Annotated in this window: 17 protein-coding genes and 2 tRNA genes; 14 read left to right on the top strand and 5 right to left on the bottom strand. The window is 60.8% G+C overall.

What is annotated here, in order from left to right:
• Positions 1-30: 30 nt before the first annotated feature.
• Complete coding sequence (gene queG / locus HU743_RS20805) at positions 31-1095, bottom strand: tRNA epoxyqueuosine(34) reductase QueG (protein WP_186650950.1); 1065 nt, start codon at positions 1093-1095, stop codon at positions 31-33.
• A gap of 63 nt (positions 1096-1158) precedes the next feature.
• Here queG and HU743_RS20800 point away from each other — a divergent pair, with 63 nt between their 5' ends.
• The 12 genes from HU743_RS20800 to HU743_RS20745 all read left to right on the top strand — a co-directional run bounded on the left by HU743_RS20800 (position 1159) and on the right by HU743_RS20745 (position 16140).
• Positions 1159-2658 carry an NAD(P)H-hydrate dehydratase gene (locus tag HU743_RS20800; RefSeq protein WP_186650948.1) on the top strand — a complete coding sequence of 500 codons (1500 nt, stop codon included), beginning with the start codon at positions 1159-1161 and terminating at the stop codon, positions 2656-2658.
• The gene (tsaE, locus tag HU743_RS20795) at positions 2646-3116 is read left to right on the top strand and encodes a tRNA (adenosine(37)-N6)-threonylcarbamoyltransferase complex ATPase subunit type 1 TsaE (RefSeq protein ID WP_186650946.1); all 471 of its coding nucleotides are present in this window, start codon (positions 2646-2648) and stop codon (positions 3114-3116) included. The genes HU743_RS20800 and tsaE overlap by 13 nt, the downstream gene beginning before the upstream one ends.
• The gene (locus HU743_RS20790) at positions 3117-4547 is read left to right on the top strand and encodes an N-acetylmuramoyl-L-alanine amidase (protein WP_186650944.1); all 1431 of its coding nucleotides are present in this window, start codon (positions 3117-3119) and stop codon (positions 4545-4547) included. It begins immediately after the preceding gene.
• Positions 4544-6451 (top strand): DNA mismatch repair endonuclease MutL, encoded by a 1908-nt coding sequence (gene mutL / locus HU743_RS20785; RefSeq protein WP_186650942.1) that lies wholly within the window; start codon positions 4544-4546, stop codon positions 6449-6451. The genes HU743_RS20790 and mutL overlap by 4 nt, the downstream gene beginning before the upstream one ends.
• Positions 6451-7422 carry a tRNA (adenosine(37)-N6)-dimethylallyltransferase MiaA gene (miaA, locus tag HU743_RS20780; RefSeq protein ID WP_186650939.1) on the top strand — a complete coding sequence of 324 codons (972 nt, stop codon included), beginning with the start codon at positions 6451-6453 and terminating at the stop codon, positions 7420-7422. Before mutL ends, miaA begins: the two co-directional genes overlap by 1 nt.
• Before the next feature lie 95 nt (positions 7423-7517).
• The gene (gene hfq / locus HU743_RS20775; protein WP_108592145.1) at positions 7518-7784 is read left to right on the top strand and encodes an RNA chaperone Hfq; all 267 of its coding nucleotides are present in this window, start codon (positions 7518-7520) and stop codon (positions 7782-7784) included.
• Positions 7785-7796: 12 nt separating this feature from the next.
• On the top strand, positions 7797-9098 hold the full coding sequence (gene hflX, locus HU743_RS20770) for a ribosome rescue GTPase HflX (protein ID WP_186547657.1): 1302 nt from the start codon (positions 7797-7799) through the stop codon (positions 9096-9098).
• A gap of 96 nt (positions 9099-9194) precedes the next feature.
• Positions 9195-10364 (top strand): FtsH protease activity modulator HflK, encoded by a 1170-nt coding sequence (gene hflK / locus HU743_RS20765; protein WP_186621696.1) that lies wholly within the window; start codon positions 9195-9197, stop codon positions 10362-10364.
• Positions 10364-11233, top strand: a complete 870-nt coding sequence (hflC, locus tag HU743_RS20760; RefSeq protein ID WP_186547653.1) for a protease modulator HflC — start codon at positions 10364-10366, stop codon at positions 11231-11233. The genes hflK and hflC overlap by 1 nt, the downstream gene beginning before the upstream one ends.
• Positions 11234-11534: 301 nt before the next feature.
• Complete coding sequence (locus HU743_RS20755; RefSeq protein ID WP_186547651.1) at positions 11535-12722, top strand: ATP phosphoribosyltransferase regulatory subunit; 1188 nt, start codon at positions 11535-11537, stop codon at positions 12720-12722.
• Between the two features lie 54 nt (positions 12723-12776).
• Positions 12777-14066: an adenylosuccinate synthase gene (locus HU743_RS20750; protein WP_186547649.1), complete on the top strand. Its 1290-nt coding sequence runs from the start codon at positions 12777-12779 to the stop codon at positions 14064-14066.
• 139 nt (positions 14067-14205) lie between these two features.
• Positions 14206-16140: a methyl-accepting chemotaxis protein gene (locus HU743_RS20745; RefSeq protein ID WP_186547647.1), complete on the top strand. Its 1935-nt coding sequence runs from the start codon at positions 14206-14208 to the stop codon at positions 16138-16140.
• 90 nt (positions 16141-16230) lie between these two features.
• Here the strand turns inward: HU743_RS20745 and HU743_RS20740 are convergent, their stop codons facing one another.
• From HU743_RS20740 to HU743_RS20725, 4 genes are all read right to left on the bottom strand, one after another.
• Positions 16231-17796 carry an iron ABC transporter permease gene (locus HU743_RS20740; RefSeq protein ID WP_186650937.1) on the bottom strand — a complete coding sequence of 522 codons (1566 nt, stop codon included), beginning with the start codon at positions 17794-17796 and terminating at the stop codon, positions 16231-16233.
• Entirely contained in the window at positions 17796-18806 is a 1011-nt protein-coding gene (locus tag HU743_RS20735; RefSeq protein ID WP_186632559.1) for an extracellular solute-binding protein, read from the bottom strand. The genes HU743_RS20740 and HU743_RS20735 overlap by 1 nt, the downstream gene beginning before the upstream one ends.
• Positions 18807-19128: 322 nt before the next feature.
• Positions 19129-19215 (bottom strand) — tRNA-Leu (locus tag HU743_RS20730).
• Positions 19216-19395: 180 nt separating this feature from the next.
• Positions 19396-19482 (bottom strand) — tRNA-Leu (locus HU743_RS20725).
• A 226-nt stretch (positions 19483-19708) separates the two neighbouring features.
• Here HU743_RS20725 and rnr point away from each other — a divergent pair.
• Together rnr and rlmB are read left to right on the top strand one after the other, a co-directional pair.
• Positions 19709-22336, top strand: coding sequence for a ribonuclease R (gene rnr, locus HU743_RS20720; RefSeq protein ID WP_186650935.1), 2628 nt, complete (start codon positions 19709-19711; stop codon positions 22334-22336).
• Complete coding sequence (gene rlmB, locus HU743_RS20715) at positions 22333-23097, top strand: 23S rRNA (guanosine(2251)-2'-O)-methyltransferase RlmB (protein ID WP_186650933.1); 765 nt, start codon at positions 22333-22335, stop codon at positions 23095-23097. Before rnr ends, rlmB begins: the two co-directional genes overlap by 4 nt.
• Positions 23098-23324 lie beyond the last annotated feature (227 nt).

Here is a 23324-nt window from a genome sequence, read left to right as displayed (position 1 = left end):
TGAGTACTGTGCTTGCCCTTTTACGGGGGTTTAAGGTCTGGAGTGCTGTTCAAGTGCCCACTCCACATGTTCTTTAACCAACTCTGACGGATAATCACGTCGCGCCTTCAACGCTTCCAGCACCGGAATCGTTGAAGGCGCATTGCCTAGCCCCACCGCCAGATTGCGTAACCAGCGCTCATAGCCCGCCCGCCGCAACGGCGAGCCTTCGGTGCTGCTCAAGAACTTCTCTTCGTCCCACATGAACAGCTCAGCCAACTCAGCGTTATCCAGATTGTGCCGTGGCTTGAAATCGCTTTCTCCGGTAGGCCGGGCGAAACGATTCCACGGGCAGACGATCTGGCAGTCATCACAGCCAAACACGCGATTGCCGATCAGTGGACGCAGCTCTTCGGGGATGGCGGTTTTCAGCTCGATGGTCAGGTAGGAAATGCAACGCCGGGCGTCCAGCACATACGGACCGACGAAGGCGTTGGTCGGGCAGATATCGAGGCACGCGGTGCAGCGCCCGCAATGTTCGGTGCTGTGCGGCTCATCTACCGGCAACGGTAGATCAACGAACAATTCGCTGAGAAAGAAATAACTGCCGGCCTTGCGGTTGAGCACCAGAGTGTTTTTGCCGATCCAACCCAGCCCGGCCTGCTCGGCGATGGCTTTTTCCAGCACCGGAGCACTGTCAACAAAGGCGCGAAAACCGAACGGGCCGATCTGCGCCTGAATCCTGTCGGCCAGTTGTTGAACGCGTTTACGGATCAATTTGTGGTAATCGCGGCCCAAGGCATAACGCGACACGTAGGCTTTTTCCGGTTGCGCCAGCATTTGCGCCATTTGCGTATCGCCGGGCAGGTAGTCCATGCGCAGTGAAACCACGCGCAAAGTGCCCGGCACCAGTTCCTCGGGGTGCGAGCGTTTGCTGCCATGGGCGCCCATGTAATCCATCTCGCCGTGATAACCGGCTTCGAGCCAGCGCGCGAGGTGCTGCTCATGCTCAGCCAGGTCCAGGCCACTGATGCCGACTTGCTGGAAGCCCAGCTCACGGCCCCAGTCCTTGATCGATTGGGCGAGGGCGGGCAGGTCTGTGGTGATGGCGGACATGAGGCGAGAGAAACCGGAGCTGAGGTGCGTATAATTCTGCCAGACATCGGAGCCCGAAGACGCATGCCGCAGACGAAAGATGAATTACCCGACGCGCTGTACCGCGCCGCACAGGTGCGCGAACTCGACGCACGGCTGATTGCCGCCGGCACGCCGGGCTTCGAACTGATGCAGCGTGCCGCCCGGGCAACGTGGCGCGCGCTGGTGCGCCAGTGGCCGACAGCGAACGCGCTGACGGTACTGGCCGGTCACGGCAACAATGCCGGCGACGGTTATCTGGTGGCCCTGCTCGCGCAACGTGCCGGGTGGTCGGTGCAGGTGTTGGCGGTTGGCGATCCGCAGCGTTTGCAGGGCGACGCGGCCTCGGCCCACGCCGAGGCGCTGGCCGAAGGTGTTGCGGTGCAACGCTGGCAGGCGCAAAGCCAATTGCGCGGCGTCGTCCTCGATGCGTTGCTTGGCACCGGGTTGAGTGGCGAGGTGCGTGAACCCTATGCCGCTGCCATTGCTGCGATCAACGCCAGCGGTTTGCCGGTGGCGGCCGTCGATATCCCTTCGGGACTGTGTGCCGACACTGGTCGGGAGCTGGGCGTTGCCGTGCGCGCCGAGCTTACGGTGACGTTCATTGGCCTGAAGATCGGGCTGTTGACCGGCGACGCAGCGGATCACGTCGGCGAGTTGGTATTTAATGACTTGCATGCCACTGCCGAAACCTTCCGTGACATTCCCGTCAGCGCGCGACGGCTGAACGCCGCTAACCTTCCAATACTTGCCGCGCGCGCGCCGACTTCACACAAGGGGCGTTTCGGCCATGTGCTGCTGATTGGCGGCGATCACGGTTTTGGCGGGGCGATTCTGCTCAGTACGCAAATGGCCTTGCGCAGCGGTGCGGGCATGGTGTCGCTGGCGACTCGTCCCGAGCATGTGCCGGCAGCGCTGACCCGTGTACCTGAAGCCATGGCGCTTGGCGCCTCGTCAGCCAATCAACTGATGGGCCTGCTGGAAAAGGTCTCGGTGCTGGTCGTCGGGCCGGGCCTTGGTCAGGCGAGTTGGGGCCGCGCCTTGTTATCAGCAGCCGCCAACGCCGCGTTGCCGCAGGTGTGGGATGCCGATGCGCTGAACCTGCTGGCCAGGGAGTTTGTCCAGCTGCCCAAGGATTGCGTGATTACTCCGCATCCGGGCGAGGCGGCGCGTCTGCTGCAAATCGGTACCGCCGAGGTCCAGGCTGATCGCCCGGCGGCGGCGCTGGCCTTGAGCAAACAATATTCGGCGGTTGTCGTGCTCAAAGGCTCCGGCAGTCTGATTGCTCACCCGGACGGCCGTCTGGCACTGTGTCATCAAGGGCATCCGGCCATGGCCACGGCCGGGCTCGGTGATGTGCTGGCCGGTCTGATCGGCGCGTTGCTGGCGCAAGGCATGGACGCATTCGATGCTGCATGTCTCGCGGTTTGGCTGCACGCCAATGCCGGTCTGCAGCAAGGGAAATTCGGCCGTGGGCTGGCGGCCAGTGATCTGATTCCAGCCATTCGTCAGTTGTTGGAGGAGCAAGCACCGTGTCTGAAGTAACCCTGTACCTGGCCGATGAACAGGCCATGAGCGACTTTGGCGCACGGATCGCCCGCGTGACCCAGGGCCATGGCCTGATTTTTCTCGAGGGCAACCTGGGTATGGGCAAAACCACGCTGTCGCGGGGCATCATCCGAGGGCTGGGGTATGTCGGGGCAGTCAAGAGCCCGACCTTCACGTTGGTCGAACCCTACGAGATTGGCAACATTCGCGCCTTTCACTTCGACCTGTATCGCCTGGTCGATCCGGAAGAGCTGGAGTTTCTCGGCATCCGCGACTACTTCGAAGACGATGCCCTGTGCCTGATCGAGTGGCCCGATAAAGGTGCAGGCTTTTTGCCAAAGCCTGACCTGACCATTACCATTAGCCCGCAAGACAGCGGGCGTTCGCTGAAAATATTAGCCCAGGGCTCGCGTGGCGAGGCCTGGTGTGCCGCTTTGGCATCGGAATTCAATTAAATGATGGGGTTTGGTATGCGCTTTCGCGCGTTGGTGGCTGCCGCTGGACTGATATTGATGGCAGTAACCGTCAACGCTGTGGCCGATTCAAAGGTCAACAGCGTGCGCCTGTGGCGGGCGCCGGACAACACGCGACTGGTGTTTGACCTGAGCGGCCCGGTGCAACACAGCGTTTTCACCCTCACCGCACCGGATCGACTGGTGATCGACATCAACGGCGCCACCCTCGGCGCGCCGTTGAGTGTACAGACGGCGAACACGCCAATCACAGCGATGCGCTCGGCCCAGCGCACGCCGACTGACCTGCGTGTGGTTATCGACCTGAAAAAAGCTGTCACGCCGAAAAGCTTCTCGCTGGCGCCGAACGCGCAGTACGGCAACCGGCTGGTGGTCGATCTGTTCGACAACCCGGCCGACGCCGCACCGCCGCCGGCTCCGACGCCATCGGTGGCGACTGTGCCGGCAGTGCCGGTGACCCCGACCGAACCGGCAATCAAGTTGCCGCCCGCCCCGGCCGGCAAGCGCGACATTATTGTGGTGATCGATGCCGGCCACGGTGGCGAAGACCCGGGTGCGTCCGGATCGCGCGGCCAGCGTGAGAAGGACGTGGTGCTGCAGATCGCCCGCGAGCTTCAGCGTCAGGTCAACGGCATGAAAGGCTTCCGCGCCGAACTGACCCGTACCGGTGATTACTTTATTCCGTTGCGCGGCCGTACCGAAATTGCCCGCAAGAAGGGCGCCGACCTGTTCGTCTCGATTCACGCCGACGCCGCACCGTCAGCTGCCGCGTTCGGTGCGTCGGTGTTCGCTCTGTCTGATCGTGGCGCTACCTCCGAGACCGCCCGCTGGCTGGCCGACAGCGAAAACCGCTCCGACCTGATCGGTGGTGCCGGTAACGTCAGCCTCGACGACAAGGACCGCATGCTCGCCGGCGTGCTGCTCGACCTGTCGATGACCGCATCGCTGACCTCCAGTCTCAATGTCGGCCAGAAAGTCCTGACCAACATCGGCCGGGTCACGCCGCTGCACAAACAGCGCGTGGAACAGGCCGGATTCATGGTGCTGAAGTCTCCGGATATTCCGTCGATCCTGGTCGAAACCGGCTTCATCTCCAATGCCAACGAAGCGAACAAGCTTTCGGCGGCGAGCCACCAGCAGGCGCTGGCACGTTCGATCAGCAGCGGCGTGCGCCAGTTCTTCCAGCAGAATCCGCCACCGGGCACTTACATCGCCTGGCTGCGTGACTCCGGCAAGATCGCCCAGGGCCCGCGCGACCACCGCGTCGGTCCGGGTGAAACCCTGGCGATGATCGGCGTGCGCTATCAAGTCTCGCCAGCCACTTTGCGCGCCGCCAATAATCTCAAAAGCGACGAGCTGAAAGTCGGTCAGCACTTGACCATTCCCGGCACCGAACTGGCGTCCAAAGAATGAACCAGGTCCTGAATACGGCGCGCATCGAGCTGCTCAGCCCACGGCTGGCGAACCAGATCGCCGCCGGTGAGGTGGTCGAGCGTCCAGCCTCGGTGATCAAGGAGCTGCTGGAAAACAGCCTTGACTCAGGCGCCAGGCGCATTGATGTCGACGTCGAGCAGGGTGGCGTCAAGCTGCTGCGCGTGCGCGACGACGGCAGTGGTATTTCTGCCGATGACCTGCCACTGGCCCTGGCCCGTCACGCCACCAGCAAAATCCGCAATCTCGAAGACCTCGAGCAGGTGATGAGCCTGGGCTTTCGTGGCGAGGCACTGGCGTCGATCAGCTCGGTGGCGCGTTTGACTCTGACCTCACGCACCCGCAATGCCGATCAGGCCTGGCAAGTGGAAACCGAAGGTCGCGACATGGCGCCCCGTGTGCAACCGGCGGCACATCCGGTCGGTACTTCGGTGGAAGTGCGTGACCTGTTCTTCAACACCCCGGCGCGGCGCAAGTTCCTCAAGACCGAAAAAACCGAATTCGATCACCTGCAAGAAGTGATCAAACGCCTGGCGCTGGCGCGCTTCGATGTGGCTTTCCATCTGCGCCACAACGGCAAGACCATCCTCAGCCTCCATGAGGCCCATGACGACGCGGCCCGCGCCCGGCGTGTCGCGGCAATCTGCGGCTCGGGCTTTCTCGAGCAGGCGTTGCCGATCGAGATCGAGCGCAACGGCCTGCACTTGTGGGGCTGGGTGGGCTTACCGACGTTCAACCGTAGCCAGGCGGACTTGCAGTATTTCTTCGTGAATGGCCGGGCGGTGCGCGACAAACTGGTGGCTCATGCCGTGCGCCAGGCGTATCGCGATGTGCTGTTCAATGGTCGGCATCCGACGTTTGCGCTGTTTTTCGAGGTCGATCCGGCAGCGGTCGACGTCAACGTGCACCCAACCAAGCACGAAGTGCGCTTCCGTGACGGGCGCATGGTCCATGATTTCCTCTACGGCACACTGCACCGCGCGTTGGGCGATGTGCGCCCGGAAGATCAACTGGCCGGCTCCGTCACCACGGCGATCGTTCGACCGAGCGGAATCGAGGCGGGCGAATTCGGCCCACAGGGCGAGATGCGTCTGGCCGCGAATGCGTTGCTTGAACAACCGCAGGCGCAACCGGCGTTCAACACGTCCTCCGGCGCCAGCGCTGGCGGCGCTTATCAGTATCAATACACGCCGCGTCCGCAATCGGCCGTGCCCGCGGCCGAGGCTCAGGCCGCTTACAAAGAGTTTTTCGCACCGTTGCCGCAAGCCAACGCCGACGCATTGCCCACCGGTCAGGAAGACATCCCGCCGCTCGGTTACGCACTGGCGCAGCTCAAGGGCATCTACATTCTTTCCGAAAACGCTCATGGGCTGGTGCTGGTGGACATGCACGCCGCTCACGAGCGAATCATGTACGAACGGCTGAAAATCGCCATGGCCAGCGAAGGCCTCAGTGGTCAGCCGCTGCTTGTCCCAGAGTCATTGGCGGTCAGTCAGCGCGAAGCTGATTGCGCTGAAGAACATGCGGCGTGGTTTCAGCGTCTGGGCTTTGAATTGCAACGCCTTGGCCCGGAAACCCTGGCGATCCGGCAGATTCCGGCGTTGCTCAAGCAGGCCGAAGCCAACCGGCTGGTCGGCGACGTGCTGTCGGACTTGATGGAGTACGGCACCAGCGACCGGATTCAGGCGCATCTGAACGAACTGCTCGGCACCATGGCCTGCCACGGCGCGATCCGCGCCAACCGGCGCCTGGCCCTGGCGGAAATGAACGGCCTGCTGCGCGACATGGAAAACACCGAGCGCAGCGGTCAATGCAACCATGGCCGACCGACCTGGACCCAACTGGGCCTGGACGATCTGGACAAACTGTTCCTGCGCGGTCGTTGATGAGCCAGCTTCCTCCAGCGATTTTCCTGATGGGCCCGACCGCTGCGGGCAAGACCGATCTGGCTATCGAGTTGACCAAGGTGCTGCCCTGCGAGTTGATCAGCGTCGATTCGGCGCTGGTCTATCGCGACATGGACATCGGCACGGCCAAGCCGTCGAAGGCGTTACTGGCCAAATACCCGCATCGTTTGATAGATATACTCGATCCGGCCGAGACTTATTCGGCTGCCGATTTTCGCCGCGATGCGCTGCTGGCTATGGCTGATATCACCGCGCGCGGAAAAATTCCGCTGCTGGTGGGCGGCACGATGCTTTATTACAAGGCTTTGGTCGAAGGTCTGGCAGACATGCCGGCAGCCGATCCCGAGGTCCGTGCGCAGATTGAAGAAGAGGCCGCGCGCCTTGGCTGGCAAGCCCTGCACGATCAGTTGGCGGTCATCGATCCGGTATCGGCGGCGCGGATTCACCCGAACGATCCGCAGCGCTTGAGTCGCGCCCTGGAAGTTTACCGGGTCAGTGGCCAGAGCATGACCGCCCTGCGCGAGCAGCAATCTGCGCAAAGTACTGAAGCAGCCGCTTCGGGACTGCAACAATTGCCCTATACTGTCGCGAACCTGGCCATTGCTCCGGCAAATCGCCAGGTACTGCATGAGCGCATTGAACAAAGATTCACAAATATGTTGGAACAGGGGTTTATCGATGAGGTCGTAGCCCTGCGTAAAAGAAGTGACCTGCATTCGGGGTTGCCGTCTATACGTGCGGTAGGCTACCGCCAAGTCTGGGATTACCTGGATGGCAAGCTGACGTTGGCTGAAATGCAGGAGCGCGGCATCATTGCCACGCGGCAATTGGCCAAACGCCAGTTCACCTGGCTGCGCAGCTGGGAAGATATACACTGGCTGGACAGTCTTGATTGCGACAATCTGCCACGCGCCTTGAAATACCTTGGGACCATCTCCATATTGAGCTGAGTCCTTGCAATTGCCGTCTATCCTTGGGGGTGTGACGGCCAAAGCCATCTGAATTACCTATTTTTTATTATTGAATCCTTAAAGGAGTGCGGCACATGTCAAAAGGGCATTCGCTACAAGACCCTTACCTGAATACTTTACGTAAAGAGAAAGTTGGGGTTTCCATCTACCTGGTCAACGGTATCAAACTGCAAGGCACGATCGAGTCGTTCGACCAGTTCGTCATCCTGCTGAAAAACACCGTCAGCCAGATGGTTTACAAACACGCTATCTCGACAGTAGTGCCGGTGCGTCCGATTCGTCTGCCTAGTGCAACCGAAAGCGAACAGGGTGATGCAGACCCAGCGCCGGGTAACGCCTGATAGGAGTCTCCTTTGTTCTTTGAGCGCCACGGTGGTGGTGAACGAGTCATCCTCGTTCACTTGGATGGACAGGACCCTGAGGCGCGCGAAGATCCGCAGGAGTTTCAGGAATTGGCTAATTCGGCTGGCGCCGAGACCGTTGCGTTTTTTAACGTGCCGCGTCATCGGCCAACCGCCAAATACCTGATCGGCAGCGGCAAGGTCGAAGAGTTGCGCGACCTGGTCAAGGCTGAAGAAGCCGATCTGGTGATTTTCAATCACATCCTCACGCCCAGTCAGGAACGTAACCTCGAACGCGTTTTCGAGTGTCGCGTGATCGACCGCACGGGTCTGATTCTCGATATTTTCGCCCAGCGCGCCCGTACCCATGAAGGCAAGCTCCAGGTCGAACTGGCCCAGCTTGATCACATGAGCACCCGGCTGGTTCGCGGCTGGACTCACCTTGAACGTCAGGGTGGCGGTATCGGCATGCGCGGCCCGGGTGAAACCCAGCTGGAAACCGACCGTCGTCTGCTGCGGGTGCGCCTGCGCCAGATCAAGGGTCGGCTGGAAAAAGTGCGCAGCCAGCGCGAGCAGTCGCGTCGCGGCCGATCACGCGCGGATATTCCTACCGTGTCTCTGGTGGGCTATACCAACGCCGGCAAATCCACACTCTTCAACAACGTGACGAAGTCCGACGTGTACGCGGCTGACCAGTTGTTCGCCACGCTGGACCCGACGCTGCGCCGCCTGGACCTTGACGACCTCGGTCCGATTGTCCTCGCCGACACGGTGGGCTTCATTCGTCACCTGCCGCACAAGCTGGTCGAAGCATTTCGGTCTACGCTCGAAGAGTCGAGCAACTCCGACCTGCTTCTGCACGTGATCGATGCGGCCGAACCGGATCGCATGTTGCAGATCGAGCAGGTGATGGTGGTGCTGGGCGAGATTGGCGCCCAGGACTTGCCGATCCTCGAGGTCTATAACAAACTCGATTTGCTTGAAGGCGTGGAGCCACAAATCCAGCGCGATGCCGATGGCAAGCCGCAACGGGTCTGGCTCTCGGCGCGTGATGGCAGCGGTCTGGAATTGCTTGAGCAAGCCATTGCCGAGTTGCTGGGCAGTGATTTGTTTGTTGGCACATTGCGCTTGCCGCAACGATTCGCTCGACTGCGTGCGCAGTTCTTCGAACTCGGTGCGGTGCAAAAAGAAGAACACGATGAAGAAGGCGTCAGCCTGCTGACCGTTCGTTTGCCCCGGGTCGAGTTGAATCGACTGGTAAGCCGCGAAGGATTGCAGCCGATGGAATTCATCGAGCAACACACTTTGCAATAAAAGCCTGACAAAGCGGTTATGCCGCAACGGCAGGCATTCTGTAGCATTGGTCGGCGCGCCGTGGGTGCGTCTTTGCTTTATCAGATGGAGAGCGCTATGGCTTGGAATGAGCCGGGTGGCAACTCGAACAATCAGGATCCCTGGGGTGGCAAGCGCCGCAATAACGGCGACCGCAAGGGGCCACCGGATCTCGACGAGGCCTTCCGAAAGCTGCAGGAAAGCCTGAACGGGTTGTTCGGTGGTGGCAAGAAACGTGGTGATGACGGCGGTGGTTCGGGCAAACGCAGTGGCGGCTTCGGCGGCCTGCTCGGCATCGGCCTGGTCGTGCTGGCGGCTGTCTGGCTGTACAGCGCAGTCTACGTGGTGGACGAGCAGGAGCAGGCCGTAGTGCTGCGATTCGGCAAGTACTACGAGACCGTCGGCCCGGGCCTGAACATCTACTTCCCGCCGATCGACAAGAAGTACATGGAAAACGTCACGCGTGAACGTGCGTATACCAAGCAGGGCCAGATGCTCACCGAGGACGAGAACATCGTCGAAGTGCCGCTGACCGTGCAGTACAAGATCAGCAACCTGCAGGACTTCGTGCTGAACGTCGATCAGCCGGAAATCAGCCTGCAGCACGCGACTGACAGCGCCTTGCGCCACGTGGTGGGTTCCACCGCCATGGACCAGGTGCTGACCGAAGGTCGTGAGTTGATGGCCAGCGAAATCAAGGAGCGTCTGCAACGCTTCCTCGATACCTATCGCACCGGTATCACGGTCACCCAGGTCAACGTACAGAGCGCAGCGGCACCGCGTGAAGTTCAGGAAGCCTTCGATGACGTGATCCGCGCCCGTGAAGACGAGCAGCGTTCGCGCAACCAGGCTGAGACCTACGCCAACGGCGTCGTGCCTGAAGCCCGTGGTCAGGCCCAGCGCATCATCGAAGATGCCAATGGCTACCGTGACGAAACCGTCTCGCGCGCCAAGGGTGAGGCCGATCGCTTCACCAAACTGGTCGCCGAGTATCGCAAGGCTCCTGAAGTAACCCGCCAGCGTCTGTACCTGGACACCATGCAGGAAGTCTTCAGCAACACCAGCAAGGTGCTCGTGACCGGCAACAAGAACGGCCAGAGCAACCTGCTTTACCTGCCGTTGGACAAAATGATCCAGAACAGTTCGGGCAGCGCACCGGTCACCGGTTCGGCCGCCGCCAGCAACAACACGGAAACCGTGCCGCATGTCACTGACCTGCCGCAGACGCGCACAAGGGAGACCCGCTGATGAGCAATAAATCGCTGATCGCCCTTATTGTTGGCGTCGTCGTGGTACTGGTGGGCTGGAACTGCTTCTACATCGTCGCTCAGACCGAGCGTGCGGTGCTGCTGCAATTCGGTCGCGTGGTTCAGGCTGATGTTCAGCCGGGCCTGCACGTGAAAGTGCCTTACGTCAATCAGGTGCGTAAGTTCGACGCACGCCTGATGACGCTGGACGCACCGACGCAGCGCTTCCTGACCCTGGAAAAGAAAGCGGTGATGGTCGACGCCTACGCCAAGTGGCGCGTGAAAGATGCCGAGCGCTTCTACACCGCGACCTCCGGCCTCAAGCAGATCGCCGACGAGCGTTTGTCCCGTCGTCTGGAATCCGGTCTGCGTGACCAGTTCGGCAAGCGCACCCTGCACGAAGTCGTGTCGGGTGAGCGTGATGCACTGATGGCTGACATCACTGCGTCGCTGAACAAGATGGCGGAAAAAGAGCTGGGTATCGAAGTGGTCGATGTCCGGGTCAAGACCATCGATCTGCCGAAGGAAGTGAACCGCAGCGTGTTCGAACGTATGAGCACCGAGCGTGAGCGTGAAGCTCGCGAGCACCGCGCCAAGGGTAACGAGCTGGCCGAAGGCATCCGTGCCGACGCCGACCGTCAACGCCGTGTGCTGCTGGCTGAAGCCTATCGTGAATCCGAAGAGGTTCGCGGTGATGGTGATGCCCAGGCCGCTGCGATCTACTCCAAGGCCTACGGTCAGGATCAGGAGTTCTACGCGTTCTACCGTAGCCTGCGTGCCTACCGTGAAAGCTTCGCGAACAAATCCGACGTACTGGTCCTCGACCCAAGCAGCGACTTTTTCCATTACCTGGAAAAGGCCAAGCCTTGATACGACGTTGATCTGAATCACTCCGCCCGGCGGCTAAAACCTCGGGCGGGGTGATCCTTTGGGAAAACGTGTGTATGATGCGGCAGCCGGGAAATTCCCGGCTTTTTTGCGTCTGCACGTTTGATTGCTGTTTTTGCTGCAGAGCATCGGGTTGAAAGGCTCGAGCGTTTTTCGAGGGAAGTGATTGGCGAAGCCGGTAACAGGCTTTTCGCTGCGTTGTTCATGCGCGGAACAATCGTTTTCTGCTTCAATCAAGGCTCAGCCCTCGGGCTGGCCGCCCGGATCAAAGGGGAATGGCGTAATGGCAACGGTAGACCGCTGGCTGCTGCCAGATGGCATCGAAGAAGTACTGCCACCGGAAGCGGCGCGCATCGAAGTGGCGCGTCGCCAGGTGTTGGATCTGTTCCAGAGCTGGGGTTACGAATTTGTCGTGACTCCCCATATCGAGTACCTGGAATCCCTGCTGACCGGCGCGGGCCAGGACCTGGATCTGCGTACCTTCAAGGTCATCGACCCGCAATCGGGCCGGCAGATGGGTTTCCGTGCCGACATCACGCCGCAAGTCGCGCGCATCGATGCGCACACTCTGCGTCGCGAAGGCCCGAGCCGTCTGTGCTACGCCGGCAGCGTGCTGCACGCCCAGCCGCGTGCGCTGTCGTCCTCGCGCAGCCCGATCCAGCTGGGCGCCGAGTTGTACGGCGACGCCAGCCCGAGCAGTGACGTTGAAGTGATCAGCCTGATGCTGGCCATGCTGCAACTGGCCGACGTGCCGGACGTGCACATGGACCTCGGCCATGTCGGCATTTATCGTGGTCTGGCGCGCGCTGCCGGTTTGTCCGGTGAAGTCGAGCAGCAGTTGTTCGATGCCCTGCAGCGCAAAGCCATCGACGAAGTCATCATCCTGACCGAAGGCCTGCCGGCCGATCTGTCCGGCATGCTGCGTGCGCTGGTCGATCTGTGCGGCGGCCGTGAAGTGTTGGCCGCTGCTCGCGAGCGGCTGGCCAATGCACCGGCGCCAGTATTGGCGGCGCTGGAAGACCTGCTGGCCATTGCCGAGCGTCTCTCGGTGCGCTTCCCGCAGTTGCCGCTGTATTTCGACCTGGGCGAGTTGCGCGGCTATCACTACCACACGGGTGTGGTATTTGCGGTGTTCGTGCCCGGCGTGGGCCAGTCCATCGCGCAAGGCGGTCGTTATGACGACATCGGCGCCGACTTCGGTCGCGCCCGTCCGGCGACTGGTTTCTCTACCGATTTGAAAACCCTGGTGACCCTGGGGCGTGCTGAGATCGAGTTACCGTCTGGCGGTATCTGGATGCCTGACAGTACGGATGCGGCACTCTGGCAGCAGGTTTGCCAGTTGCGCAGTGAGGGTCAGCGTGTCGTTCAGGCGTTGCCTGGGCAACCTTTGGCCGCCGCCCGTGATGCGGACTGCGACCGGCAATTGATTCAGCAGAACGGGCTTTGGCAAGTATCGCCACTGGCTTCTTGAGTTTTCCTGCCGGCGATCGCCGGCACCAAGTTTGCGCGAATGAGGACAAGTGTTATGGGTAAGAATGTCGTAGTCCTGGGCACCCAGTGGGGTGATGAGGGCAAAGGCAAGATCGTTGATCTGCTGACCGAACATGCTGCCGCCGTAGTGCGCTACCAGGGTGGCCACAACGCTGGCCACACCCTGGTGATCGACGGCGAAAAAACCGTCTTGCACCTGATCCCCTCGGGCGTGCTGCGCGAAGGCGTGCAGTGCCTGATCGGCAACGGCGTGGTGGTTGCACCTGACGCCCTGCTGCGCGAGATCACCAAGCTGGAAGAGAAAGGCGTACCGGTGCGCGAGCGCCTGCGTATCAGCCCGTCCTGCCCGTTGATCCTGTCCTTCCACGTGGCGCTGGACCAGGCCCGTGAAAAGGCTCGTGGCGAGCTGAAGATCGGTACCACCGGTCGCGGCATCGGCCCGGCCTATGAAGACAAGGTGGCCCGTCGCGGCCTGCGTGTTGGCGATCTGCTCAACATGCCGCGCTTCGAAGACAAGCTGCGTGAGCTGGTGGATTACCACAACTTCATGCTGGTCGGTTACTACAAGGAGCCGGCCATCGAGTTTGAAAAAACTCTGGCCGAGTGCAAGGAATACGCTGAGCTGCTCAAGCCGCTGATGCTCGACGTAACCGCTGAGCTGCATGAGCTGCGTCGTGCCGGCAAAGACATCATGTTCGAAGGTGCTCAGGGTTCGTTGCTCGACATCGACCACGGTACCTACCCGTACGTGACCAGCTCCAACACCACCGCCGGCGGCGTGGCGACCGGTTCGGGCGTTGGCCCGATGTTCCTCGACTACATTCTGGGCATCACCAAGGCTTACACCACTCGCGTCGGTTCGGGTCCGTTCCCGACTGAGCTGTTCGATGATGTGGGTGCGCACCTGGCCAAGCAAGGTCACGAGTTCGGCGCGACCACCGGTCGTGCTCGTCGTTGCGGCTGGTTCGACGCCGTTATCCTGCGTCGCGCTATCGATGTGAACAGCATCTCGGGCATCTGCCTGACCAAGCTGGACGTACTCGACGGTCTGGAAACCATCAACATCTGCATCGGCTACAAAGATGCGCAGGGCAATGCCGTTGCTCCGACCGACGCTGACAGCTACGTAGGCCTGCAACCTGTGTACGAAGAAGTGCCGGGCTGGACCGAATCGACCGTGGGTGCCAAGACCCTGGAAGAGCTGCCGGCTAACGCTCGTGCCTACATCAAACGCGTTGAAGAGTTGATCGGTGCGCCGATCGACATTATTTCGACGGGCCCGGACCGCAACGAAACCATCGTTCTGCGTCATCCGTTTGCTTGATAAGTCGTTGATGTAAAAAACAAAGGCCCCTTAATCGGGGCCTTTGTCGTTTATGCCTGTTGGACGGCATGACCTTTGCTGTGAATCTGTCTACAAGAGTGCCATCAAATTAATGGCGTCAGAAGTAGAGGGATTTAAAGTGTCAGCCGTTCTCTCACTGTTACAAAGCCGTTTGTTGCGGCCGGTGTTCGTTACCTTGGGTATCGCCCTTTTGGTGCAGGTGTTGGTGGCGGTTGCCCTGACGCGGAGCACGGTCACGGCGCTCGAAGCTGATTTGGCTGTGCGCCTTGGCGCCGACAGCCAGAAACTCTCCGGGGAGCTGGAGCAGGCGGGGCGTGAAGTGACGTCGAGCCTCGATGCGCTATCAGCCAGCACGCGTCAGCGGCTGACCGCCGGCCTGTCATCGCGCCTCAAGGAAGAGCAGGCGCAACTGCGGGCAACTCTGGAAAAGGATCTCAAGGATTCGGCCAATGACATGGCGCAGTTGCTGGCGTCCGTCGCGCCTCGCGCCATGTGGGACAGCGATGTGCCGACATTGTCGGAGTTCGCCCGTCGTGCCCAGCGCAATCCCAACGTGCTGTTCGTGGTATACGACGATGCCACTGGTCAACACCTGACCCGCTATCTCAATCGCGAAAACCCGATCAACAAGGCCTTGCTGGAAAAAGGCCAGGGCGAGCGCGCGCTGGATAAAGTGTTGGATGCAGCGAAGAACGATCCATCGGTGTATTACCTCGAAGCCTCGATCAACCCTAATGGCGTGGAAATCGGCAAGGTGCTGATGGGCGTGTCCACGGCCTCGGTGGAAACTGATCTGGCTGCACTCGACTCGCGTTTCTTAGCGCTGATTGCCAGCAGCGATCAGTTGGTCGGCGACAGTCTCAAAGGGGCTGCGGCGGACAGCGCCAAGGCCATGCAGGCGCGCCTGCAATCGGCGCAGGCCACGGCTACCGAGATGAAAACCAACACGGCCAATACTGTCCAGGAAGCGGCTGCGACCCTGCGCTGGCGAATAGGCATGGGGTTGGCGCTGGTCGGTTGCGGCGTGCTGTTGTTGCTGGCAGTGGTGCTTGGTCACCGCGTGGTCAATCGCCTGAAGATGCTCAACGCGGCGATGGATGACCTGGCGGCGGGCGAGGGCGATCTGACCAAGCGCGTGCAGATCAACAGCAAGGATGAAATCGGCGACATGGCGTCGGCGGTCAATCGCTTTGTGGATAAGTTGCAGCCGATCGTGCGCGAGGCAGGTGATGTCGCTCAGCGCACTGGCGTTGAAATTGGCGCGATGACCCTGCGCAACGCTGGCGCCGATGCGGCTGCCGGGATGCAGCGTGACGAGGTCGCGGAAAGCTTGCGTGCGCTGTCGCAAATGGCTGACGAGGCGCAGTCGGAGAGCCAGGCGATGCAGGCGGCGTTAAAGCAGGTTGTCGATATTCGTCAGGCCACCGATGAAAACACGCGGACTTCGGCCAAGGTTGGTAGCCTGATTGAAGCGCTGGCCGGGCAGGTCGATACCGGGGCGAAGGTCATCGAACGCCTGGCGCAGCAGAGCGAGCAGATCGAAGTGGTGCTGACGGTGATTCACGGCATCGCTGAGCAGACCAACTTGCTGGCGCTGAATGCGGCCATCGAGGCCGCGCGGGCGGGGGAGACCGGTCGCGGTTTCGCGGTGGTCGCCGACGAGGTGCGTGCGTTGGCGAGCAAGACGCAAAGCTCCACTGGCGATATTCAGGCGCACATCGTCGCGCTGCAGCAAGGTGCACGTGAAGCGGTCGAAGCAATCGGTCAGGCCGGGCGTCAGGCCAGCGAAGGCCTGCTGGTGCTGCGAGACAGCGCACGGCTGCAACAGTCGGTGCAGGCCTCGGTCGAACAAGTGCATGCGGCGATCGGTCTGGCGACGCAAGCGGCAGCGCATCAGGCGCAGGGGGCGCAGGCTGTTCGTGGGCGCGTCGAGACCATTCATGCGCAGGCCGAGAAAGCGGCGCAGGCGGTAGTGGAGACCACGGCCAGTGGCAAAGTGCTGGATGGCCTGGCCGCGCAGTTGAAGGCGAGCCTGGGGCAGTTCAGGGCTTGATGCTAACCGCGCGGGCCTCTTCGTGAGCAGGCTCGCTCCCACAGGGAAACTCGATTTAATGTGGGAGCGAGCCTGCTCGCGATAGCTATTTCAGCGACTCAGATACATCCGCGTCGTCAGCAGATAAACCGGCAACCCCGACACCACAATCAATAACGCCGCATAGGGCGCCGCCGCCGCAAACTCAACGTTCGCGGTATGCGCCCAGACCTCGGTCGCCAGCGTATTAAGCCCGGTCGGGCTCAGCAGTAGCGTCGCCGTCAGCTCCTTCATTGCATCAAGAAATACCAGCGCAAACGCCGCGCCCAATGCCGGGAAGATAATCGGCAACGTCACTCGACAAAAAGCCGTGAACGACGAAGCCCCCAGCGTGCGCGCCGCCTCCTCCAACTGCGGCGCTGCCTTGTTCAGGGCGGTACGAATCGGCGCCTGAGCCAGTGGCAGAAACAGCAGCGCATAGGCGATCAGCAGCAACCCCGATGTCTGGTACAGCACCGGCACGTAGTGCAGGGCGAAATACACCAGCGTCAATGCAATCACCAGGCCCGGCAACGCATGCAGCAGGTACGGCAGGCGCTCGGCCCAGATCGCCAGTCGGCCTTTGTGGCGTACCACCAACAGCCCGACTGGCACTGCCAGCAGCAGACATAACGCTGCGCCGCCCAACGACAATGCTAACGACGACAATAACGCCTCGCCAATCGCCGCCACCGGAAAGGCAGCAGATGAGCCGACCGCCAACCAGTACGCCAGCATCCCCAGCGGAATCCCGCTGCCGACGATCGCCAGCGAAAGGCAATACAGCTGACCGACCGCTGCCCACGGGCCGAGACGAACCTGTCCGGCCTGACGCGCCGCGCCCTGCCCGGTGCGCACATGCCGGCCCTTGCCGCGTACCCGCAGCTCCAGCCATAACAGCAGCAGACACAGCGCCAGCAACACGGCCGACAGCATCGCTGCGTTGGCGTTGCTGAATTCCAGCTCGAATTGCTGGTAGATCGCCGTGGTGAAAGTTTGCAGGCCGATGATCGACAGCGCGCCGAACTCCACCAGCATGTGCAAGGCGATCAGCAGCGAGCCGGCCAGCAGCGATGGCCACAGCAGCGGCAAGGTGACACGGAAAAATACGCCCCAGCGATTCTGCCCAAGGGTGCGAGCCGACTCTTCAAGGGAGGGATCAAGATTGCGCAGGGTCGCCGCCACCGGCAAAAAGATCAGCGGATACTTCGACAGGCTCATCACCAGGATTGCCCCGCCCAAACCTTCGAACTGGGCGCTCAGAGAAACCCAGGTGAAACTGCTGACGAACGCCGGTACGGCAAACGGCAGGCACAGAATCACGCCCCACAGGCGCCGCCCCGGCAGATTGCTGCGCTCCAGCAACCACGCCAGCGACAAGCCGACCACGGCACAAGTGATGGTCACGCCAACCATCAATGCGAGAGTATTGCGCAGTAGCCCGAACACGTACGGGCGCCATAACAAATGCAGCGCTTCGGCCCAGCCTGCCTGCCAGGCTTTAAGCCCGACATACGCCAGCGGCAACAGGCTCATCACCACCAGCAGCAAGACCGGCAGCACCAACCAGATCGACGGTCGTTTGCGTCTTGGTACATAACCCCCGCGCGCGGCGGGGGCGGATAACGATGCGGCCATCAGTTCAAGCCAACTTCACGTTCCAGCTCCAGCGCTTCTTCAGCATTGCCCAGATCGGCGGGGGTGACATTCGGCGCTTGCAGTTCACTGAACGGCTTGAGTCCGCGGTCCGATTCCATGCCTTTGTGCAGCGGATATTCGGCGGTGGTCTGGGTGATCACGCGCTGGCCTTCTTCGCTGGCCATGTAGGCCAGAAATTGCTGGGCTTCTTTTGGATGTTTGCTGGACTTCAATACCGCAGCGCTGGACACGGTGATCAAGCCGCCGACATCGCCACCTGTGAAGTAGTGCAGTTTGGAGTCGAGCTGGCCTTTTTCGCGCTGCAGGGCGAACCAGTAGTAGTTGTTCACCAGGACCGTGGCGACTTCGCCGTTTTCCACGGCTTTGAGCGCGACCATGTTATTGCTGTAGGTCTTGCCGAACGCGCGCAGACCGGTCAGCCATTCTTCGGCGGCGTCGCGACCGTGCAGCTTGATGATCGCGACGGCCTGCTCCTGGAAGGCGCCACTGGTCGGGACAAAGCCGACCTTGCCTTGCCACTTCGGATCGGAAAACTCCATGACCGATTTCGGCAGGTCTTTTTCATCGATCAGTTTCGGGTTGAAGGCAACCACGCGCACCCGCGCAGTCACCCCGATCCAGGTGCCGTTGCTGGCGACGTACTCTTTTGGCAGAACGGCCAGTGTCGCGTCATCGGTCTTGGCCAGCAGACCTTGTTCGCCCAGGTTGTTCAGGGGCGGTGACTCTTCCGTGTAGATCACGTCGGCAGGCGAGCGGTCGCCTTCTTCGATGACCTGACTGGCGAGCTGGTTGCTGCTGCCTTTGCGCACATTGACGTGAATACCGGTCTTGGCTTCGAACGCCTTGGCGATCGCATCGCCGACTTCCTTGTGCTGGCCGTTGTAAAGAGTCAGGGACACCGCATCGGCTGCCTGGGTGAGGGGAGTGGCGAGCGCCAGGCCGAGGAGGGTGAAGGTCAGGCCTCGGCGCAGGGTATTTCGAAACATCATTCGCAGGGTTCCTCACTGTCGCATTGCAAAAACTTGCAACAATGATAAACGATATTGTTTCTCAAGTGCGCCTTGTAGCGGTCGCACGAATTCAACGGTGGCTGAAAAACATTGTGGCGAGGGAGCTTGCTCCCGCTGGGGTGCGCAGCAGCGCTCGTGTTTGTCTGGTTGCACGGTGCGTGCAGATTTGCGACTGCTGCGCAGCCGGGCGGGAGCAAGCTCCCTCGCCACAGGTGATCTGGAAATTTCAGGAAGCCATAAACGCAAAAACCCGCTTTCGCGGGTTTTCGTGAAATCCAAGGCCTGAACCTTGAATTTGAATTGGTGCCCAGAAGAAGACTCGAACTTCCACGACCGTAAGGTCACCAGCACCTGAAGCTGGCGTGTCTACCAATTTCACCATCTGGGCATTCATCGCAAGCGTTGCCGCTGTTGATGTGGCGCACTATACGGAGCGCTTTTTGATCTGTAAACCCCTGATTTAATTTTAATAAACCGGTTTTAACAAATGCGTTCCCTGAAATGCAAAAAACCCGCTTTCGCGGGTTTTGTGTGAGTCTTGAAACTGATCTAGTCTCAAACTCGAAATTGGTGCCCAGGAGAAGACTCGAACTTCCACGACCGTAAGGTCACCAGCACCTGAAGCTGGCGTGTCTACCAATTTCACCACCTGGGCATCATCGAAAGCGCTTGTGCGTCGTCGATGGCGCGCACTATACGGAGCAGCTTTTTAACTGTAAACCCCTGCCGCAGAAAAAACTGAATTTTTTTACCAGCGGCGTTCAAATCGGTATCAGAGCGTCGATACAGGGCCTTGTACGGCTCTTGTAGAGTCGGAAATTTCCCGTTTCACGGCGCCTATGCCAAACTAACCCGCATATAGACAAGGTGAAAACTCTCTAATGGCCGATTGGCAGTCCCTCGATCCCGAGGCCGCTCGTGAAGCGGAAAAATACGAAAACCCTATTCCCAGCCGCGAACTGATCCTGGCGCACCTCGCCGATCGGGGTTCGCCTGCTGCCCGCGAGCAACTGGTCGAAGAGTTTGGTCTGACCACAGAAGACCAGATCGAAGCCCTGCGCCGCCGTTTGCGCGCCATGGAGCGCGATGCGCAACTCATCTATACCCGACGCGGCACCTACGCGCCGGTAGACAAGCTCGATCTGATCCTCGGTCGCATCAGCGGTCACCGTGACGGCTTTGGCTTCCTGGTGCCGGACGATGGCAGCGACGATCTGTTCATGAGCCCGGCGCAAATGCGTCTGGTGTTCGACGGCGACCGTGCGCTGGCCCGTGTTTCCGGTCTCGACCGTCGCGGTCGTCGCGAAGGCGTGATCGTCGAAGTGGTATCCCGCGCGCACGAAACCATCGTGGGTCGCTACTTCGAAGAGGGCGGCATCGGCTTCGTCGTTGCGGATAATCCGAAGATCCAGCAGGAAGTGCTGGTCACCCCGGGCCGTAACGCCAACGCGCAGATCGGTCAGTTCGTCGAGGTGAAAATCACCCACTGGCCGACGCCGCGCTTTCAGCCGCAAGGTGATGTGGTCGAAGTGGTCGGCAACTACATGGCGCCGGGCATGGAAATCGATGTCGCGCTGCGTACCTACGACATTCCGCACGTCTGGCCTGAAGCGGTTCTGAAAGAAGCGGCGAAGCTCAAGCCTGAAGTTGAAGAAAAAGACAAAGAGAAGCGCATCGACCTGCGCCATCTGCCGTTCGTCACCATCGACGGCGAAGATGCCCGCGATTTCGACGACGCGGTCTACTGCGAAGCCAAGCCGGGCAAGCTGCGTCTGTTCTCCGGCGGCTGGAAGTTGTACGTGGCGATTGCCGACGTTTCCAGCTACGTGAAGATCGGCTCGGCGCTGGACAACGAAGCCCAGGTGCGCGGCAACTCGGTGTATTTCCCCGAGCGCGTGATCCCGATGCTGCCCGAGCAGCTGTCCAACGGCCTGTGCTCGCTGAACCCGCAAGTCGATCGTCTGGCCATGGTTTGTGAGATGACCATCTCCAAGTCTGGCGAAATGACCGACTACTGCTTCTACGAAGCGGTGATCCATTCCCACGCCCGTCTGACCTACAACAAGGTCAGTGCGATGCTGGAAACGCCGAAGGCTACCGAGGCGCGCAAATTGCGCGGCGAGTACACCGACGTCGTGCCGCACCTCAAGCAGCTCTACGCGCTGTACAAAGTGCTGCTGGCCGCTCGTCACGTACGTGGCGCGATCGATTTCGAGACGCAGGAAACCCGGATCATCTTCGGTTCCGAGCGCAAGATTGCCGAAATCCGTCCGACCGTCCGCAACGATGCGCACAAGTTGATCGAGGAGTGCATGCTGGCCGCGAACGTGGCCACCGCCGAATTCCTCAAGAAACACGAGATTCCTGCGTTGTACCGCGTTCACGCCGGTCCGCCGCCAGAGCGTCTGGAAAAGCTGCGCGCCTTCCTCGGTGAGCTCGGCCTGTCTTTGCACAAAGGCAAGGACGGTCCGTCGCCGAAGGATTATCAGGCCCTGCTCGCGAGCATCAAGGATCGTCCGGATTTCCACCTGATCCAGACGGTTATGCTGCGTTCGTTGAGCCAGGCGGTGTACAGCGCTGAAAATGATGGTCACTTTGGCCTGAATTACGAAGCCTATACCCACTTCACCTCGCCGATCCGTCGTTATCCGGATCTGCTCACGCACCGCGCGATCCGCAGCGTGATCCATTCGAAACAAGACACCCCGCACGTTCGCCGTGCCGGTGCGATGACCATTCCGAAGGCGCGCATCTATCCGTACGACGAGCCGGCGCTGGAGCAGCTCGGCGAGCAGTGCTCGATGAGCGAGCGCCGTGCCGACGAAGCGACCCGCGACGTGGTGAACTGGCTCAAGTGCGAGTTCATGAAGGATCGCGTCGGCGAGTCGTTCCCGGGCGTGATCACCGCCGTGACCGGTTTTGGTCTGTTCGTCGAACTGACCGACATCTATGTCGAAGGGCTGGTGCACGTCACCGCGCTGCCGGGCGATTACTACCACTTCGATCCTGTGCATCACCGCCTGGCGGGCGAGCGCACCGGTCGCAGCTTCCGTCTTGGCGACACCGTTGAAGTGCGGGTCATGCGCGTCGACCTCGACGAGCGCAAGATCGACTTCGAGATGGCGGAAAAAACCATTAGCGCGCCGATCGGTCGCAAAAAACGTGGCGCCGAAACCGCCGCGCCTGCTGCCAAGTCTGCGGAGGAAAAGGCTCCAGCGAAAACCGCCAGCCGTCGTCCGGCCAAGGAAAAGGTTGCCGAAGCCTATCGCCCAAGCGATGCCGTGGCGAAAAACGCGGAACTGCGTAAAAGCCGCGAATTGAAAAAGGCCTTGCTGGCCGATGCGAAAAACGGTGGTAAAGCGGCGTCCGGGGGAAAGACCGGGCGGTCGGCGCCTGAGGCGACCGGCGGCAAGCCAGCCAAACCGAGCAAACATCGTAAAGGCCCGCCGAAAGCGGGTTCTGCTCCAGCCAAAAGTGGCGGGGCGCGTAAACCGAAGGCGAAGTCATGAGTCAGTTGGAAAAAATCTACGGCGTTCACGCGGTAGAGGCGTTGCTGCGTCACCACCCTAAACGCGTCAAGCAGATCTGGCTGGCGGAAAGCCGCAACGATCCGCGCGTGCAGACGCTGGTGGAACTGGCCAACCAAAACCGGGTTCAGGTCGGCCAGGCCGAACGCCGTGAAATGGACGCCTGGGTTGAAGGCGTTCATCAGGGCGTGGTGGCGGAAGTCAGCCCGAGTCAGGTCTGGGGCGAGGCGATGCTCGACGAGCTGCTCGATCGCACCGAGGGCGCGCCGCTGTTGCTGGTACTCGATGGCGTAACCGATCCGCACAACCTCGGTGCCTGCCTGCGTTCGGCCGATGCGGCCGGCGCGCTGGCGGTGATCGTGCCGAAAGACAAGTCGGCTACTTTGACGCCGGTGGTTCGTAAGGTGGCCTGCGGCGCGGCGGAAATGATTCCGCTGGTTGCGGTGACCAATCTGGCACGTACCCTGGAAAAGCTCCAGCAACGTGGCCTGTGGATAGTGGGCACGGCCGGTGAAGCTGAAGTCAGCATTTATGACCAGGACCTGACCGGCCCGACCATCCTGATCATGGGCGCTGAAGGCAAAGGTATGCGGCGCCTGACTCGCGAACATTGCGACTACCTCGTCAACCTGCCGATGGCCGGTAGCGTCAGCAGTCTCAACGTCTCGGTCGCCACTGGCGTGTGCCTGTTCGAGGCCCAGCGCCAGCGTGGTGCGAAGGCCAAGGCTGCCGCGAAGAAATAAGCGTCACGCAAGAACTGTGGGAGCGAGCCTGCTCGCGAAGAGGGAGTGTCAGTCGACGTATTTGTTGCCTGACAGACCGCATTCGCGAGCAGGCTCGCTCCCACATTCGTTTACGGTGTCTGGAAGATCGGTGGTTGTTCAAATAATCACCAATTGCCTTGCGCCCCCGCAGTCCCTTCTCTACAATTGCGCCCCTTGCTGTGACGGCAGGCACGCATGTGCCCCGC

Origin of the sequence: Pseudomonas sp. SWRI99 (assembly GCF_014270125.1) — a bacterium.
Classification (GTDB): Bacteria; Pseudomonadota; Gammaproteobacteria; order Pseudomonadales; family Pseudomonadaceae; genus Aquipseudomonas; species Aquipseudomonas hamedanensis.
The sequence above is the reverse complement of the archived record's forward strand: the minus strand, read 5'-3'. Positions and strand labels throughout refer to the sequence as shown.

What these genes read in the sequence shown, in the direction of transcription:
- queG (WP_186650950.1), bottom strand. Translation starts at nt 1,095, where the DNA reads ATGTCCGCCATCACCACAGACCTGCCCGCCCTCGCCCAATCGATCAAG.
- HU743_RS20800 (WP_186650948.1), top strand. Translation starts at nt 1,159, where the DNA reads ATGCCGCAGACGAAAGATGAATTACCCGACGCGCTGTACCGCGCCGCA.
- HU743_RS20790 (WP_186650944.1), top strand. Translation starts at nt 3,117, where the DNA reads ATGATGGGGTTTGGTATGCGCTTTCGCGCGTTGGTGGCTGCCGCTGGA.
- mutL (WP_186650942.1), top strand. Translation starts at nt 4,544, where the DNA reads ATGAACCAGGTCCTGAATACGGCGCGCATCGAGCTGCTCAGCCCACGG.
- miaA (WP_186650939.1), top strand. Translation starts at nt 6,451, where the DNA reads ATGAGCCAGCTTCCTCCAGCGATTTTCCTGATGGGCCCGACCGCTGCG.
- hfq (WP_108592145.1), top strand. Translation starts at nt 7,518, where the DNA reads ATGTCAAAAGGGCATTCGCTACAAGACCCTTACCTGAATACTTTACGT.
- hflK (WP_186621696.1), top strand. Translation starts at nt 9,195, where the DNA reads ATGGCTTGGAATGAGCCGGGTGGCAACTCGAACAATCAGGATCCCTGG.
- hflC (WP_186547653.1), top strand. Translation starts at nt 10,364, where the DNA reads ATGAGCAATAAATCGCTGATCGCCCTTATTGTTGGCGTCGTCGTGGTA.
- HU743_RS20755 (WP_186547651.1), top strand. Translation starts at nt 11,535, where the DNA reads ATGGCAACGGTAGACCGCTGGCTGCTGCCAGATGGCATCGAAGAAGTA.
- HU743_RS20750 (WP_186547649.1), top strand. Translation starts at nt 12,777, where the DNA reads ATGGGTAAGAATGTCGTAGTCCTGGGCACCCAGTGGGGTGATGAGGGC.
- HU743_RS20740 (WP_186650937.1), bottom strand. Translation starts at nt 17,796, where the DNA reads ATGGCCGCATCGTTATCCGCCCCCGCCGCGCGCGGGGGTTATGTACCA.
- HU743_RS20735 (WP_186632559.1), bottom strand. Translation starts at nt 18,806, where the DNA reads ATGATGTTTCGAAATACCCTGCGCCGAGGCCTGACCTTCACCCTCCTC.
- rnr (WP_186650935.1), top strand. Translation starts at nt 19,709, where the DNA reads ATGGCCGATTGGCAGTCCCTCGATCCCGAGGCCGCTCGTGAAGCGGAA.
- rlmB (WP_186650933.1), top strand. Translation starts at nt 22,333, where the DNA reads ATGAGTCAGTTGGAAAAAATCTACGGCGTTCACGCGGTAGAGGCGTTG.